Genomic DNA, 13,941 nt, shown 5'->3' with positions numbered 1-13,941 from the left:
CGGCAATGCAGAATGGACGTATGCAAGGACGGCAACCTCCGCGTCGTCCTGGCGTTCGCCAGGACGACAGTTGCATGCGAGGCGGCCGCCAAGCCTACCCCAAACTTACTTCACCGCGTCAAAACACCAGGCCAGAATACCCTTCTGCGCGTGCAGGCGGTTTTCGGCCTCGTCGAACACGACCGATTGCGGGCCGTCGATCACCTCGTCGGTGACCTCCTCGCCGCGATGGGCGGGCAGGCAGTGCATGAACAGCGCGTCGGGCTTGGCCAGCGACATCAGCTTGGCATTGACCTGGTAGGGCTTGAGCACGTTGTGGCGGTGCTCGCCTTCCTTGTCGCCCATCGACACCCAGGTGTCGGTGACGACACAATCGGCGCCGCGCACGGCGGCTTCCGGATCGGTGCCGAGCATGATCGGCGCGCCTGAAGCCTTGATCCAGTCGCGCATCGCCTTCTTCGGCGCAAGCTCCGGAGGCGTTGCGACGTTGAGCTGAAACTTGAAGCGCTCCGCGGCATGCGCCCAGGACGCCAGCACGTTGTTGTCATCGCCGGTCCAGGCCACCGTCCGGCCCTCGATCGGGCCGCGGTGCTCCTGATAGGTCAGAAGGTCGGCCATCACCTGGCAGGGATGCGAGCGCCGGGTCAGGCCGTTGATGACGGGCACGGTCGCGTTGGCCGCAAGCTCGAGCAGGGCGTCGTGGTTGAGGATGCGGATCATGATGGCATCGACATAGCGCGACAGCACGCGCGCGGTGTCGGCGATGGTCTCGCCGCGGCCGAGTTGCATCTCGGCGCCGGTGAGCATGATGGGCTCGCCGCCGAGCTGGCGCATGGCGACGTCGAACGACACCCGCGTGCGGGTCGACGGGCGCTCGAAGATCATCGCCAGCGTCTTGCCTTCGAGCGGCCTCACCGGCTGATGCGCCTTCTGCTTCGCCTTCATGGCGGAGGAGGCATCGAGCATGCTCTTGAGCTCCGACAGCGGGAGCTCGTTGATATCGAGGAAGTGCTTCGGCGACTTGCTCATCAGCTTGCCGCCCGCTTGGTCTGACTGGACGAGATCGCGGCGCAGGCGCGTTCGAGCCGCCCGACGCTGTCCTCGATCTCGGCTTCGGTGACGATCAAGGGCGGCAGGAAACGCACGACATTGTCGCCGGCGCCGACCGTGAGCAGCTTCTCGTTGCGCAGCGCCGCGACGAGATCGCCTGATGGCACCACGGCCTTGATGCCGATCAGGAGGCCCTCGCCGCGCACCTCGCTGACGACATCGCCATGACGGTCGATCACGGAGGCGAGCTTCTGCTTGAGCAGCAGCGACATCTTCTGCACGTGATCGAAGAAGCCGGGCTTCAGCATGACGTCGAGCACGGCATTCGCCGCCGCGATCGCGAGCGGATTGCCGCCGAAGGTCGAGCCGTGCGAGCCGGGACCCATGCCGGCCGCCGCGTCCGCGGTGGCCAGGATCGCACCGATCGGGAAGCCGCCGCCGAGCGCCTTGGCCAGCGACATCACGTCAGGTGTGACGCCGGTACGCCGATGCGCGAACAGATCGCCGGTGCGGCCCATGCCGGTCTGCACCTCGTCGAAGGCGAGCAGCAGGCCCTTCTCGTCGCAGAGCTGGCGCAATGCCTTGAGGAACGCAGGCGTTGCGGAACGCACGCCGCCCTCGCCCTGAATCGGCTCGATCAGGATGCCGGCGGTCTGCGGACCGATTGCCTTCTTCACGGCCTCGATGTCGCCATGCGGGACCTGGTCGAAGCCATCCATCGGCGGACCAAACCCTTCGAGATATTTTGCAGATCCCGTCGCAGCCAGCGTCGCCAGCGTGCGGCCGTGGAAGGCGCCTTCGAAGGTGATGATGCGGTAACGTTCCGGATGCCCCTTGGAGAAGTGATGATGGCGGACCAGCTTGATCACACCTTCCAGCGCCTCGGCGCCGGAATTGCAGAAGAACACGAAGTCCGCGAAGCTTTCATTGCACAGGCGCGTCGCGAGCTTCTCGCCGTCCGGACTCTGGAACAGGTTCGACATGTGCCAGAGTTTTGTGGCCTGCTCCTGCAGCGCCTTGACCAGCGCGGGATGGGCATGGCCGAGCGCGTTCACGGCGACGCCCGAGGTAAAATCGAGATAGCGATCGCCATTGGTCGCAATCAGCCAGCAGCCTTCGCCGCGCTCGAAACCGAGGTCGGATCTGGCGAAAACGGGAAGCAAATGCGGCGCTGCGCTGTTAGTCATGACGATCACTTGATGTTGCGGACGGCCTGAACACGCTCACGCAGCGCACCATTGACCGGCCCGGAAAACGAAACGTGCCGCCTTTTAAGGGCGGCACGTGACACTATCTTATGCCTGGTGAAACCGGTGTCAATGCCGCCCGAAAGCCTCGCGAAACGCTGAATCCGTAGTCTTGCGGAGCCGAAATTGCGGGGTTTTCGCCACGGAACATGTGGAAGCGAGTCGGCGGACTCTTGCGCGTGAGTCACGCCATATTGTAGCGTTTGGCTTGTCAGATACGACATCTCGTGCAGTGTTTCTGATCCTCTAAGTCCTCATGTACCGGCGTAGACGTTCGGGCGTTATCGGCGCGCCCGGCGAGCCTTAAGGGATTCTGACGGCACGGGTTTTTCGAGGCTTAGGCATTCGCCGCGAGGCGCCAGGATGGCAGCCGCACGGCGAGGGAAAGGGTGCAATGACGGTTTTGACCTGGTCCGACGATCGCGTCGAGCAGTTGAAAAAGCTCTGGGAGGCCGGATTATCGGCCAGCCAGATCGCAGCCGAGCTCGGGAACGTGACCCGCAATGCCGTGATCGGCAAGGTACACAGGCTCGGCCTATCCGGCCGCGCCAAGAGCCCCTCATCGGCGGCTCCGCGGCCGCGCAAGGCGCGCCCCGCGCAGCACATGATGCGGGTGAGCCGCCCCATTGCGCGCGGCAACACCGCGCTGGCGCAGGCCTTCGAGGTCGAGGTGGAGGCCGAACCGGTCACCTACGACAACGTGGTGCCGATGAGCCAGCGGCTGTCGCTGCTGGAGCTGAACGAGGCGACCTGCCACTGGCCGGTCGGCGATCCCTCGAGCCCGGATTTCTTCTTCTGCGGCGGCAGGGCGCTGTCGGGCCTGCCCTACTGCGCGCAGCACTCGCGCGTGGCATATCAGCCCGCCGCGGATCGCCGGCGCGCACCGGCGAAGCCCTCGCGGTGAGTTTGTTCTGAAATCGAGTGACGGCCGTCACGCGTTGACGGCCCAACAAACTCGATGTCGTCCCGGACAAGCGCGCCTGAAGCGCGCGCAGATCCGGGACCCATAACCACCGCAAGATGTGGCTACGGGGACTCGGAGTTACCTTCTTCGCGCGACAACCACGCCCTGTGATTATGGGTCCCGGATCTGCGCTTACGCTTGTCCGAGACGACACTGAGAGTGTGGCTGTAGCCCGCTAAACCAACGCCTGCAAACCCTACGTCTGCTCCGCCTTCGCAAAGCGATCATCCAGCGCGTAGCCGGCGCCGCGGACGGTGCGGATGGGATCCTGCTCGCGGCCGAGATTGAGCAGCTTGCGCAGGCGGCCGATGTGGACGTCGACGGTGCGCTCGTCGATGTAGATGTCGCGGCCCCAGACGCTGTCGAGCAGCTGCTCGCGCGAGAACACGCGGCCGGGATGCTCCAGGAAGAACTCCAAGAGGCGATATTCGGTCGGGCCGAGGTCGATCGGCCGGCCCGAGCGCGCGACGCGGCGCTTGTCGCGATCGAGCTCGATGTCACCATAGGCCAGCACCGTTGCGAGCCGCTCCGGGCTTGCGCGCCGCAGCAGGCCCTTCACGCGCGCCAGGAGCTCCGGCACCGAGAACGGCTTGACGATGTAGTCGTCGGCGCCGGTCGCAAGACCCCGCACCCGCTCGCTCTCCTCGCCGCGCGCGGTGAGCATGATGATCGGGAGCTGCTTGGTCTCGGGCCGGGTCCGCAGCCGGCGGCACAGCTCGATGCCTGACAGTCCCGGCAGCATCCAGTCGAGTACGATCAGATCGGGGATGTGTTCCTTGAGGCGGGTGTCGGCGTCGTCGCCGCGCATCACCGTCTCCACATCATAGCCGTCGCCTTCGAGGTTGTAGCGGAGAAGCTCGGTGAGAGCTTCCTCGTCCTCAACCACCATAATGCGTGCGCCCATGGTGTCGTCGCTCCTTAAGTCTTCAGGTATTCGGGACCGTCGTGGCGAAGGTCGTCATGTCGCCCTTCGGCCGCTTGTCGGTGATCGCCTGGCCCTCGATCATGTAGAACACGGTCTCGGCGATGTTGGTGGCGTGGTCGCCGATCCGCTCGATGTTCTTGGCGCAGAACATCAGATGGATGCAGAACGAGATGTTGCGCGGATCCTCCATCATGTAGGTGAGGAGCTCGCGGAACAGCGAGGTGCAGATGGCGTCGACTTCCTCGTCGCCCTTCCACACCGCCATCGCCGCCGGCAGATCATGCGCGGCATAGGCGTCCAGCACCGACTTGACCTGCTGCTGCACGAGGTCGGTCATGTGCTCGAGGCCGCGGAACAGCTTGAGCGGATGGAAATCCGTCTCCAGCGCCGCGACGCGCTTGCCCATGTTCTTGGCGAGGTCGCCGATGCGCTCGAGATCGGTCGCAACTCGCATGGCGCCGACGATCTCGCGCAGATCGACCGCCATCGGCTGGCGGCGGGCGATGGTGAGCACGGCGCGCTCCTCGATGCGCTTCTGCAGCGCGTCGAGCTCGGTGTCGGTGGCGACGACGCGCTGGCCGAGCGCGACGTCGCGGCGGATCAGCGCGTCGACGGAATCGACGATCATGCGCTCGGCGATCCCGCCCATCTCGGCGACGAGCCGGGTGAGCTCCTGGAGGTCGGTGTCGAAGGCCTTTGCGGTATGTTCAGAACCCATGTCCCGTCTCCTCAGCCGAACCGGCCGGTGATGTAATCCTGCGTGCGCCGGTCGCTCGGCGACGTGAAGATCTTGCTGGTGTCGTCGAACTCGATCAGCTCGCCGAGATACATGAACGCGGTCTTGTCGGAGACGCGCGCCGCCTGCTGCATGTTGTGGGTGACGATCGCGATCGTGTAGTTCTCGGACAATTCCTGGATCAGCTCCTCGACCTTGGCGGTCGAGATCGGGTCGAGCGCCGAGCAGGGCTCGTCGAACAGGATCACCTCGGGCCGCACCGCGACGGTGCGGGCGATGCAGAGGCGCTGCTGCTGGCCGCCGGAGAGCGACAGGCCGGAGGCGTTGAGCTTGTCCTTGACCTCGTTCCACAGCGCGCCGCCGCGCAGCGCCTTCTCGACGCGGTCGTCCATCTCGGACTTCGAGATCTTCTCGTAGAGGCGGATGCCGAAGGCGATGTTCTCGTAGATCGTCATCGGGAACGGCGTCGGCTTCTGGAACACCATGCCGACGCGGGCGCGCAGCAGGTTGAGGTCGAGCTTGCCGTCGAGGATGTTGGTCTGGTCGAGCATGAGCTGGCCGGTGGCGCGCTGCCCCGGATAGAGGTCGTACATCCGGTTGAAGATGCGCAGCAGGGTTGACTTGCCGCAGCCGGACGGGCCGATGAACGCGGTGACGCGGTTGGTGCCGAGCGTCAGGTTGATGTTCTTCAGCGCGTGGTGCTCGCCGTAATAGAAGTTGAGGTTGCGCACCGTCACCTTGGCCGGCGCTTCCGGCAGCAGCGGCGCCTGGGGCAGCCCACCGGCCGCGCTCATCGATACGGAAAGCTCACTCATTTTGCGGTCCTCTCGGCGCCAAGGATGCGCGCGCCAATATTCAGGGCAAGCACGGTAATCGTGATCAGCAGCGCGCCGCTCCAGGCGAGCTGCTTCCAATAGGCGTAGGGGCTCTGGACGAAGTTGTTGATGGTGACCGGCAGGTTCGCCATCGTCTTGTTCAGGCCAAGGCTGAAGAACTGGTTCGACAGCGCGGTGAAGAGCAGCGGCGCGGTCTCGCCGGCGACGCGGGCGGTGGCGAGCAGCACGCCGGTGATGAGGCCGGAGCGGGCGGCACGATAGGCGATCCGCTTGATCACCAGCGAGCGCGGCAGGCCGAGCGCGGACGCCGCCTCGCGCAGCGCGTTCGGCACCAGCAGCAGCATGTCCTCGGTCGTGCGCAGCACTACCGGGATGACGATGACGGCGAGCGCGAGGCTGCCTGCGATCGCCGAGAAGCCGCGCATCGGCACCACCACCGCGCCGTAGATGAACAGGCCGATGATGATCGAGGGCGCCGAGAGCAGGATGTCGTTGATGAAGCGGATCACCGAGGTCAGGCGGTCGTTGCGGCCGTACTCGGCGAGATAGGTGCCGGCGAACAGGCCGAGCGGCGCGCCGATGCCGACGCCGAGCACGGTCATGATGATCGAACCGACGATGGCGTTGCGCAGGCCGCCTTCGGTCGAGCCCGGCGGCGGCGTATCTGCCACGAAAATCTCGAGGTTCAGACCGGCGATGCCGTTGTAAAGCAGCGTGATCAGGATCAGCGCAAGCCAGGTGACGCCGAAGGCGGCGGCGGCGATGCAGAGTCCGCGAACGACGATGTCCTTGCGGCGGCGGCGTGAATAGATCGGGTTCATGGCGTTAGTTCCCCGCCTTCTTTTCCAGCCGCATCAGCATCAGCCGTGCCGCTGCGAGCACGAAGAACGTCAGCACGAACAGCAGAAGGCCAAGCAGGATCAGGCCGGACTGGTGCAGGCCGTCGCTCTCGGCGAACTCGGATGCGATCGCCGCCGAGATCGTGGTGCCCGGCGCGAAGATCGAGGAGGAGATGCGGAACGAGTTGCCGATGATGAACGTCACCGCCATGGTCTCGCCGAGCGCGCGGCCCAGCGCCAGCATGACGCCGCCGATGACGCCGACGCGGGTGTAGGGGATCACCACGCTGCGCACGACTTCCCAGGTGGTGCAGCCGACGCCGTAGGCGGCCTCCTTCAGCACCGGCGGCACCGTCTTGAATACGTCGACCGAGATCGAGGTGATGAAGGGCAGCACCATGATGGCGAGGATCAGCGCGGCGTTGAACAGGCTGAGATAGGACGGGGGACCCGCGAAGATCGCGCCCAGCACGGGAACGCCGTCGAAGATCTTGATCATGAAGGGCTGGAAGGTGTTGGCCAGGAACGGGCCCAGCACGAAGAAGCCCCACATGCCGTAGATGATCGAGGGAATGCCGGCGAGCAGCTCGATCGCCATGCCGATCGGGCGGCGCAGCCATTGCGGACAGAGCTCGGTGAGGAAGATCGCAATGCCGAGGCCAACGGGAATGGCAATCAGCATCGCGATGAAGGAGGTGACGAGCGTGCCGTACATCGGCCCGAGCGCGCCGAGCACGGGCGGATCCGCCGACGGCGCCCAGCGCTGCGTCCACAGGAAGGAGAAGCCGTATTCCTTGATCGCCGGGAAAGCGCCGACGATCAGCGAAACGATGATGCCGCCGAGGATCAGCAGCACCGAGATCGCGGAGAGCCGCGTGATCCAGTAGAAGGTGACGTCGCCGAGCTTGAACGCGCTCAAGGCCTTGGCGCGATCGTACGGTCCGGCGTCGTCGATTACATCGCTCTGAACGGCCATCTCTGCCACGCCGATCCCCTGTACCCGTTATATACGCTTGTTGTTGGTCTTGCGCTCCGGATGCGGCACGAGGCCGATCCGGAGCGGAGGTCTTTTGAGATCCAGGCACCCAGTCCGGGACAGCAGCGCTTAGCTCTTGATCTCGGCAGCCCAGGTCTTCTCGATCAGGGTCACGACGCCCTCGGGCATCGGGATGTAGTCGAGCTCTTCGGCCGCCTTGCCGCCGTTCTTGAAGGCCCAGCGGAAGAACTTGATGGCTTCCTGCGAGGCTGCCTTGTCGGTGGCATCCTTGTGCATGAGGATGAAGGTCGCCGCCGTGATCGGCCAGGACTTCTCGCCGGGCTGGTCGGTCAGGATGACGTAGTAGCCGGGCGCCTTGGCCCAGTCGGCGTTCGAGGCGGCCGCCTGGAAGGCCTCGACGGTCGGCTGCACCGGCTTGCCGGCCTTGTTGACGAGACCGGTGTAGGTCAGCTTGTTCTGCTTGGCATAGGCGTACTCGACGTAACCGATCGAGTTCTTGGTCTGGCCGATGTTGCCGGACACGCCCTCGTTGCCCTTGGCGCCGACGCCGACCGGCCACTCGACGGCCGTGCCCTCGCCGACCTTGCTCTTCCAGTCCGCGCTGGCCTTGGAGAGGTAGTTGGTGAAGTTGAAGGTGGTGCCCGAACCGTCCGAGCGGCGAACCACGGTGATCGCGTCCGAGGGCAGCTTCAGGTTCGGATTGAGCTTCTTGATCGCGGCATCGTCCCACTTGGTGATCTTGCCGAGATAGATGCTGGCGAGCGTCTCGCCGTCGAACACCATCTCGCCCGGCTTCACGCCCTCGATGTTGACGACCGGAACGATGGCACCCATCACCATCGGCCACTGGACGAGGCCGTCCTTCTCGAGCTGCTCGGCCTTGAGCGGCGCGTCGCTGGCGCCGAAGGTCACGGTCTTGGCCTGGATCTGCTTGATGCCGCCGCCGGAGCCGATCGACTGGTAGTTCAGACCGTTGCCGGTCTCTTTCTTGTAGGCGTCGGCCCACTTGGAATAGATCGGGAACGGGAACGTCGCGCCGGCGCCGGTGATATCGGCAGCAAAGGCCGCCGTCGTCGATGCGGCGACCAAGCCGGCAGCGACGATCGTTTTGAGGAAATTCATGCTGGTCTCCATACAGGGGAGCGAAGCGCCATCCGCGCCCGATCGCGCTCCCCGTGCCGCCCCTTTAGGAGCGGTCGGCTGTGCTTTTACGAAGGTTTCGTGACAGTCGGATGACAGCCCCAAGCGATTGAAATCGCTTGAATTTCAGACTGTCACCGGGGGCCTGATCTGGGGAAAACAGGCGGTGAAAGTGGCGCCCTGTTTGGGCACGCTTTCGATCAAAAGCCGGCCGCGATGCCGGTTAAGAATATGTTTCACCAGCGATAATCCGAGCCCGGTCCCGCCCTGCAAGCGGCTGTCGCCGACATCGACCCGGTAGAACCGCTCGGTCAGCCGCGGCAGGTGCTCGGGCGCGATGCCGGGGCCGAAATCCCGGACCATGACCCGGATTTCCTGAGTTCCATCAGTGGCGGCGCCTGAGGTTAGTGACACGATGACGCGTCCTCCCGAGGCGCCGTATTTGAGCGCGTTCTCGATCAGGTTCTCGAACAGGCGGAGCAGCTCCTCGCGGTCGCCCGCGATCATCACCGGCGGCTCCGGCAGATGGATCTCGACCTCGACCTGGCGCTCGCGCGCCAGCGGCTCGAGCCCGTCGGCGACCTGGCGGATGATCGGCAGCAGGTCGACCAGGGTGTCGGGGCGCACATGGGCCGACAGCTCGACCCGCGACAGCGAAAGCAGATCGTCGATCAGGCGCGCCATGCGGGTGGCCTGGTTGTGCATGATGCCGAGGAAGCGCTCGCGCGCCTTGGGGTCGTCCTTGGCCTGGCCCTGGAGCGTGTCGATGAAGCCCGACAGCGCGGCGAGCGGCGTGCGCAGCTCGTGGCTGGCATTGGCGACGAAGTCGGCGCGCATCTCCTCGACCCGGCGCAGCGGCGTCTGGTCGTGGAAGGTCATCAGCATGCATTTGTCGGCGCCGCCGAAGGTGGTCGGCACCGGCACCGGCGTGATGATCAGCTCCATCCAGCGATCGACCGGGACATGGTCGAGATAGGTCGCGCGCCGCGGCTCGGTGGTCGCGATCGACTCGCGCAGCGCGGTGATGATCTCCGGCGAGCGCAGCGCGAACTGGGCGAGCTCGTTCCTGCGCAGCGCCGGGGCAAGCTGGGCGGCAGCCGCATTGAGATGGATGACGCGGCCGGCGCGGTCGAGCAGCACCGCCGGATCCGGCATGCCGGCGACGACCGCGGCCACTGCGGCGCTCTCGACCGGGTTGATGCGCCTGACATCGTCGCGCGAGGCGGCGGTGTCGTGCAGCCGCCAGGGGATCAGCGCCGCAGCGGCGATGCAGAGGAACACGGCAACGGCGTGCAACACCGACAATTCGCCGAGCGAGACCACGACCGACAGCGCCAGCGCCGCGGCGATCAGGATGATCGTCGAGTGCCGCAGCCGGTCGGACCAGGGCTGCGCGGTGGGAGAAGATGGGGCGTCAATCGCCATCGGGGCGGGCTTCTCCTAGGGGCTTGTCCTAACGGCTTCGTCCTAAAGGCTTGGCGCCGTCAGGCGGTGCCGTCGCTGCGCTCTCTCACATAGGCGGCTTCACGCGCCGGGCCGGGGTCGAGCTTGAGCGCCGCCTGCTGCAAACGCTTCGATCGGGCGCCGATTATAACTTCGCGAAACGTCAGCAAGATTACAGATATGACGAAGGGGGACAGATAATAGAGGACGCGGAACAGGAGCATGCCGCCCAGGAGTTCCTCCCGGTCCATCTGCCAGAGGCCGACCAGCATGGCGGCGTCGAACACGCCGAGGCCGCCGGGCGAGTGGCTGGCAAAGCCGAGCAGGGTGGCCGAGACGAAGATCACGGCAACCACGACGAATCCGAGATTGGGCTCGTCCGGGACCAGCACGTACATCGCGAGCGCGCAGAATCCGAGATCGATGATGCCGATCGCGATCTGGAGCAGTGTCAGCGGTCCGCCCGGCAGCACCACGGTCCAGGGCCCGCGGCCGACCACCCGCGGCTGGGTCCAGACCCAGACCACATAGCCGACCAGTCCCACGATGATCATCAGCGCCAGCGTCCGGTTCAGCCAGGGCGGAAGCTGGTCGATCGAGGCCGCCGCCTCCGGATGGTAGGAGATGCCGAGGCCCAGCACGGCGGCATTGCCGAGCCAGAAGGTCAGGCCGGCGAGGAAGCAGATCTTTGCGACATCGATCGCGTTCAGCCCATAGGCCGAATAGATGCGGTAGCGCACCGCGCCGCCGGTGAAGACGCTGGCGCCGACATTGTGGCCGATCGAATAGCTGGTGAAGGCGGCGAGCGCATTGATGCGGTAAGGCACATGGGCGTGGCCGATCGCACGCACGGCGAACAGGTCGTAGAAGGTCAGGGTGAAATAGCCCGCGGCCACGAACAGCGCCGCCATCGCAATCTGGCTCGGCTCGGTGCTCTTGATCGCCTCGATCACCTCGTTGAAGTCGATGCCGCGCAGCATGTGGTAGAGCACATAGCAAGCGATGCCGATGACCGCGACGCTGATCACAACTCCAAGCTTATGCAGGACTTGCTTCTGGCGCAGAAACGTCATCGCCCTGCGTATGGCTTCCAGCATCTAGACCTCGAACAACGCTTCAGCGGCCAGGACGGCCGGCGAACAGGCAAACGACGCACAGGCACTCAACGAACCCTCGCCGCCGGCTCCGGCATCGCGCATGCCCCCTAACCCTCCACTAGCGCGTTTTGGGGCGGAGTGGAATTCGCCAATTCGAACAAAATCACGTGCCTTCAATATTTTAGGCAGGGTTGCGGGCTCTGGATGCACGGTTTGGCGCTTTCGGCGGCAAGGCTGACGCGAATCTCCATGGCAATCCTGCGCAGACGCCATGAAGTTTTGATGATTTCGGCCGCGCAATGTTCCGTCACGTTTTAAGCCGACGTCAATCTATGGGCCGCGCCCGGCTGTTGAAAGAGGGGCGACGGGGTCGTTCTGGACGGATTTTCCGATGCACCAAACAGGTGCGGCGCAACAGCAGCTTAAGGGGCGGTCAGATAGCCGCGCTGATGGGCACTGGCCTGGTCGTCGAAAATCGCCATGGCCGTCGTCATCCGGCGGAAGCCGAGACGCTCATAAAAGCCCTCTTTGCCAGGCACCGCATAGAGGATGATTTTGCGATGTCCGCGGCATCGCGCCAGCAGCCGCTCGATGATCTCGCGGCCGAGGCCTTGCCCCTGACAGTCCGGGCGCACCGCGACATCACAGAGGTAGGCGCAGTCGCGGCCGTCCGCCAGCGCTCGGCCGGCACCAACCAGCCGGCCTTGGTCGTAAGCGAAGGCACAGAACATGCTGTTGCCGAACACGAGCGCGAGATCGGCTGGTGTCTTGTTGCCGAGCGGTGCGGTGCGGTAGAGCGCGGAAAGCTCGTTCCAGTCGATTGCCGCCGGATCTTCGTTCCAGACGACCGGCATCTGCGTGCCTCCCCGGATCAATGCCGCGCCGCGGTGACGGCTGCGACGATTTCGTCGGTGCCGGGAAAATGGCCCTTGCTGCGGCTGGCGACAATCCTGTCGCCGAGCTTGACCTGAAAGACGCCGCCCTTGCCAGCCACGAGATCCGCCTCCAGCGCCAGTTGCCGGCGCAGCGCTGCGGCGGCTTCCTTCGCACGCTTCTCGTAGCCGCAGGGACGGCAATAGACGATCGTCACATCCGACATCTCATCCTCCTCACGCGGCGAGCTGCGGACGCACCGCTTCGATGCCGGCGATCCAGCCGGCCACCGATCGGCCGATTGCGTCAGCGTGGTCCTCCTGCAGATAGTGCAATCCCGCGCCGAGCCGGATCAACGCGCAACGCGTCAGCGAGGCCGCAAACCGCTCGGCAAATTCCGGCGAGACGAGCGCGCCCGGTTCGCCCGTGAACAGCAGTTTCGGATAGGAAGATGCGGCCAGCGCCGCATGGGCGGATTGGAGCGCCTCATAGACATCGGCAGGCTCACCTGCGATCGGCAGCTCGCGGGGAAACGCAAGAACGGGGCGGCGACTCTCGGGCGTCGGGAACGGCGTGCGATAGGGCGCCATTTCTTCGTCGCCGAGCTTGCGGACGATTCCGCCGGGCAGAACGCGCTCGACGAACGCATTCGCCTCGAGGATCATGGCCTCACCCTCGCCCGGCGTCCTGAACTTGCGAAAGACCGCCCTCGCCGCCTCGGCATGATCTTGCTCCTCCGCGACCTCGGTATGGTGGAAATCCTGCCAGGTCGGCATCGGGCGGATGAATTCCATGAAGGCTAATCCGCGTACGAAATCCGGCCGGCGCGCGGCGAGATGAAATGCGAGCGCCGTGCCCCAGTCCTGCGCGACGAGATAGGCCGATGTGACGCCGCGCTGTTCGATGAACGCATCGAGATAGCGGACATGGTCGAAGAAGCGGTAGGCGATGTCAGGCTTACCGGATTGGCCGAAGCCGATGAGATCGGGCGCAATGCAATGCGCGACCGGTGACACCAACGGCAGGATGTTGCGCCAGATGTGCGACGAGGTCGGGTTGCCGTGCAGGAACAGCACGACCGGCGCATCCTGCGCACCCGTCTCGCGGTAAGCCATGCTGCTTCCCAGCACGGGCGCTCTGCGAATCTCGATCTCGATTGGCTTGCTCATGTCAGCTCCTTGAACACGGTCTGAAATGCGATGGTCTTGAAACGTTCGAGCGCTTTCGGATTGCGATCGACCTTCATGCGCAGGATCGCGCCCTGCCAGGACGCGAGCAGGAAGTCGGCAAGCTCCCCGGGCTCGAAATCGGATGCGATCTCGCCGCGCGCCTGAGCCTCGGCGATGCAGGCCGCGAACGGCACGCGCCATTCGGCAAAAATCTCGGTCAGGCGCGTACGCAGCATTTCGCTGCTGCCGGTCGCCTCCAGGCTGAGATCGCCGATCAGACACCCACGGCCATAACCGTCGGCCTCGAGCCGGCCGGTGATGATGTCGAGATAGCGCTTGAGGCGCGCGCGCGGCGTCAGCGTCGTGTCCTCAAGCGCTTCTGCGACCAGCCCCCTGGTGACGTCGAAGTAGCGGTCGAGCACCTCCGAAGCGAACGCTTCCTTGGAGCGGAAATGGTTGGTGAAGGACCCCTGCGGCGCGCCCGCCGCAGCGGTGACGTCGCGCACGCTGGTGCCGTGATAGCCGGTTCGGAACATGACCTTGAGGCCGGCGTCGAGGATGGCGTCTTTGAGCGAGCGCTTTGGCATGAGCAGAATAATACGTACGTACGTATTAGTGTCAAGCG

The 13,941-nt window shown here is 65.0% G+C and carries 15 protein-coding genes; 1 reads left to right on the top strand and 14 read right to left on the bottom strand.

Going from position 1 to position 13,941, the window contains the following annotated elements; genetic code table 11:
- Window positions 1–105 precede the first annotated feature (105 nt).
- Together argF and BJA_RS05560 are read right to left on the bottom strand one after the other, a co-directional pair.
- The gene (gene argF, locus BJA_RS05565; protein ID WP_011083918.1) at window positions 106–1,029 is read right to left on the bottom strand and encodes an ornithine carbamoyltransferase; all 924 of its coding nucleotides are present in this window, start codon (window positions 1,027–1,029) and stop codon (window positions 106–108) included.
- The gene (locus BJA_RS05560) at window positions 1,029–2,237 is read right to left on the bottom strand and encodes an aspartate aminotransferase family protein (protein WP_038965252.1); all 1,209 of its coding nucleotides are present in this window, start codon (window positions 2,235–2,237) and stop codon (window positions 1,029–1,031) included. The genes argF and BJA_RS05560 overlap by 1 nt, the downstream gene beginning before the upstream one ends.
- A 454-nt stretch (window positions 2,238–2,691) precedes the next feature.
- On the opposite strand from BJA_RS05560, the gene BJA_RS05555 reads away from it, so the two are divergent.
- Entirely contained in the window at window positions 2,692–3,201 is a 510-nt protein-coding gene (locus BJA_RS05555; protein WP_011083916.1) for a GcrA family cell cycle regulator, read from the top strand.
- 256 nt (window positions 3,202–3,457) lie between these two features.
- Here BJA_RS05555 and phoB read toward each other — a convergent pair whose 3' ends face one another.
- The 12 genes from phoB to BJA_RS05495 form a co-directional block, all read right to left on the bottom strand.
- Window positions 3,458–4,165: a phosphate regulon transcriptional regulator PhoB gene (gene phoB, locus BJA_RS05550; RefSeq protein WP_008143479.1), complete on the bottom strand. Its 708-nt coding sequence runs from the start codon at window positions 4,163–4,165 to the stop codon at window positions 3,458–3,460.
- Between the two features lie 22 nt (window positions 4,166–4,187).
- Window positions 4,188–4,904: a phosphate signaling complex protein PhoU gene (gene phoU / locus BJA_RS05545; RefSeq protein WP_011083915.1), complete on the bottom strand. Its 717-nt coding sequence runs from the start codon at window positions 4,902–4,904 to the stop codon at window positions 4,188–4,190.
- An 11-nt stretch (window positions 4,905–4,915) separates the two neighbouring features.
- The gene (gene pstB, locus BJA_RS05540; protein WP_011083914.1) at window positions 4,916–5,737 is read right to left on the bottom strand and encodes a phosphate ABC transporter ATP-binding protein PstB; all 822 of its coding nucleotides are present in this window, start codon (window positions 5,735–5,737) and stop codon (window positions 4,916–4,918) included.
- The gene (gene pstA, locus BJA_RS05535; RefSeq protein WP_011083913.1) at window positions 5,734–6,579 is read right to left on the bottom strand and encodes a phosphate ABC transporter permease PstA; all 846 of its coding nucleotides are present in this window, start codon (window positions 6,577–6,579) and stop codon (window positions 5,734–5,736) included. The genes pstB and pstA overlap by 4 nt, the downstream gene beginning before the upstream one ends.
- Before the next feature lie 4 nt (window positions 6,580–6,583).
- Window positions 6,584–7,573, bottom strand: a complete 990-nt coding sequence (pstC, locus tag BJA_RS05530) for a phosphate ABC transporter permease subunit PstC (protein WP_028172738.1) — start codon at window positions 7,571–7,573, stop codon at window positions 6,584–6,586.
- A gap of 129 nt (window positions 7,574–7,702) precedes the next feature.
- Complete coding sequence (gene pstS, locus BJA_RS05525; protein WP_038965256.1) at window positions 7,703–8,716, bottom strand: phosphate ABC transporter substrate-binding protein PstS; 1,014 nt, start codon at window positions 8,714–8,716, stop codon at window positions 7,703–7,705.
- Between the two features lie 144 nt (window positions 8,717–8,860).
- Window positions 8,861–10,159 (bottom strand): ATP-binding protein, encoded by a 1,299-nt coding sequence (locus BJA_RS05520; protein ID WP_011083910.1) that lies wholly within the window; start codon window positions 10,157–10,159, stop codon window positions 8,861–8,863.
- 59 nt (window positions 10,160–10,218) lie between these two features.
- A complete protein-coding gene (locus tag BJA_RS05515; RefSeq protein ID WP_011083909.1) occupies window positions 10,219–11,274 on the bottom strand; it encodes a lysylphosphatidylglycerol synthase domain-containing protein in 1,056 nt (351 codons plus the stop codon).
- 422 nt (window positions 11,275–11,696) lie between these two features.
- Window positions 11,697–12,128: a GNAT family N-acetyltransferase gene (locus BJA_RS05510; protein ID WP_011083908.1), complete on the bottom strand. Its 432-nt coding sequence runs from the start codon at window positions 12,126–12,128 to the stop codon at window positions 11,697–11,699.
- A 17-nt stretch (window positions 12,129–12,145) separates the two neighbouring features.
- Window positions 12,146–12,373 (bottom strand): SelT/SelW/SelH family protein, encoded by a 228-nt coding sequence (locus tag BJA_RS05505; RefSeq protein ID WP_028172734.1) that lies wholly within the window; start codon window positions 12,371–12,373, stop codon window positions 12,146–12,148.
- A gap of 10 nt (window positions 12,374–12,383) precedes the next feature.
- On the bottom strand, window positions 12,384–13,316 hold the full coding sequence (locus tag BJA_RS05500) for a haloalkane dehalogenase (RefSeq protein WP_011083907.1): 933 nt from the start codon (window positions 13,314–13,316) through the stop codon (window positions 12,384–12,386).
- Window positions 13,313–13,903, bottom strand: coding sequence for a TetR/AcrR family transcriptional regulator (locus BJA_RS05495; RefSeq protein ID WP_063921379.1), 591 nt, complete (start codon window positions 13,901–13,903; stop codon window positions 13,313–13,315). Before BJA_RS05495 ends, BJA_RS05500 begins: the two co-directional genes overlap by 4 nt.
- Between the last annotated feature and the right edge of the window lie 38 nt (window positions 13,904–13,941).

It is taken from the genome of Bradyrhizobium diazoefficiens USDA 110 (genome assembly GCF_000011365.1).
Taxonomy (GTDB): Bacteria; Pseudomonadota; Alphaproteobacteria; order Rhizobiales; family Xanthobacteraceae; genus Bradyrhizobium; species Bradyrhizobium diazoefficiens.
The sequence above is the reverse complement of the archived record's forward strand: the minus strand, read 5'-3'. Positions and strand labels throughout refer to the sequence as shown.

What these genes read in the sequence shown, in the direction of transcription:
- argF (WP_011083918.1), bottom strand. Translation starts at nt 1,029, where the DNA reads ATGAGCAAGTCGCCGAAGCACTTCCTCGATATCAACGAGCTCCCGCTG.
- BJA_RS05560 (WP_038965252.1), bottom strand. Translation starts at nt 2,237, where the DNA reads ATGACTAACAGCGCAGCGCCGCATTTGCTTCCCGTTTTCGCCAGATCC.
- BJA_RS05555 (WP_011083916.1), top strand. Translation starts at nt 2,692, where the DNA reads ATGACGGTTTTGACCTGGTCCGACGATCGCGTCGAGCAGTTGAAAAAG.
- phoB (WP_008143479.1), bottom strand. Translation starts at nt 4,165, where the DNA reads ATGGGCGCACGCATTATGGTGGTTGAGGACGAGGAAGCTCTCACCGAG.
- phoU (WP_011083915.1), bottom strand. Translation starts at nt 4,904, where the DNA reads ATGGGTTCTGAACATACCGCAAAGGCCTTCGACACCGACCTCCAGGAG.
- pstB (WP_011083914.1), bottom strand. Translation starts at nt 5,737, where the DNA reads ATGAGTGAGCTTTCCGTATCGATGAGCGCGGCCGGTGGGCTGCCCCAG.
- pstA (WP_011083913.1), bottom strand. Translation starts at nt 6,579, where the DNA reads ATGAACCCGATCTATTCACGCCGCCGCCGCAAGGACATCGTCGTTCGC.
- pstC (WP_028172738.1), bottom strand. Translation starts at nt 7,573, where the DNA reads ATGGCCGTTCAGAGCGATGTAATCGACGACGCCGGACCGTACGATCGC.
- pstS (WP_038965256.1), bottom strand. Translation starts at nt 8,716, where the DNA reads ATGAATTTCCTCAAAACGATCGTCGCTGCCGGCTTGGTCGCCGCATCG.
- BJA_RS05520 (WP_011083910.1), bottom strand. Translation starts at nt 10,159, where the DNA reads ATGGCGATTGACGCCCCATCTTCTCCCACCGCGCAGCCCTGGTCCGAC.
- BJA_RS05515 (WP_011083909.1), bottom strand. Translation starts at nt 11,274, where the DNA reads ATGCTGGAAGCCATACGCAGGGCGATGACGTTTCTGCGCCAGAAGCAA.
- BJA_RS05510 (WP_011083908.1), bottom strand. Translation starts at nt 12,128, where the DNA reads ATGCCGGTCGTCTGGAACGAAGATCCGGCGGCAATCGACTGGAACGAG.
- BJA_RS05505 (WP_028172734.1), bottom strand. Translation starts at nt 12,373, where the DNA reads ATGTCGGATGTGACGATCGTCTATTGCCGTCCCTGCGGCTACGAGAAG.
- BJA_RS05500 (WP_011083907.1), bottom strand. Translation starts at nt 13,316, where the DNA reads ATGAGCAAGCCAATCGAGATCGAGATTCGCAGAGCGCCCGTGCTGGGA.
- BJA_RS05495 (WP_063921379.1), bottom strand. Translation starts at nt 13,903, where the DNA reads ATGCCAAAGCGCTCGCTCAAAGACGCCATCCTCGACGCCGGCCTCAAG.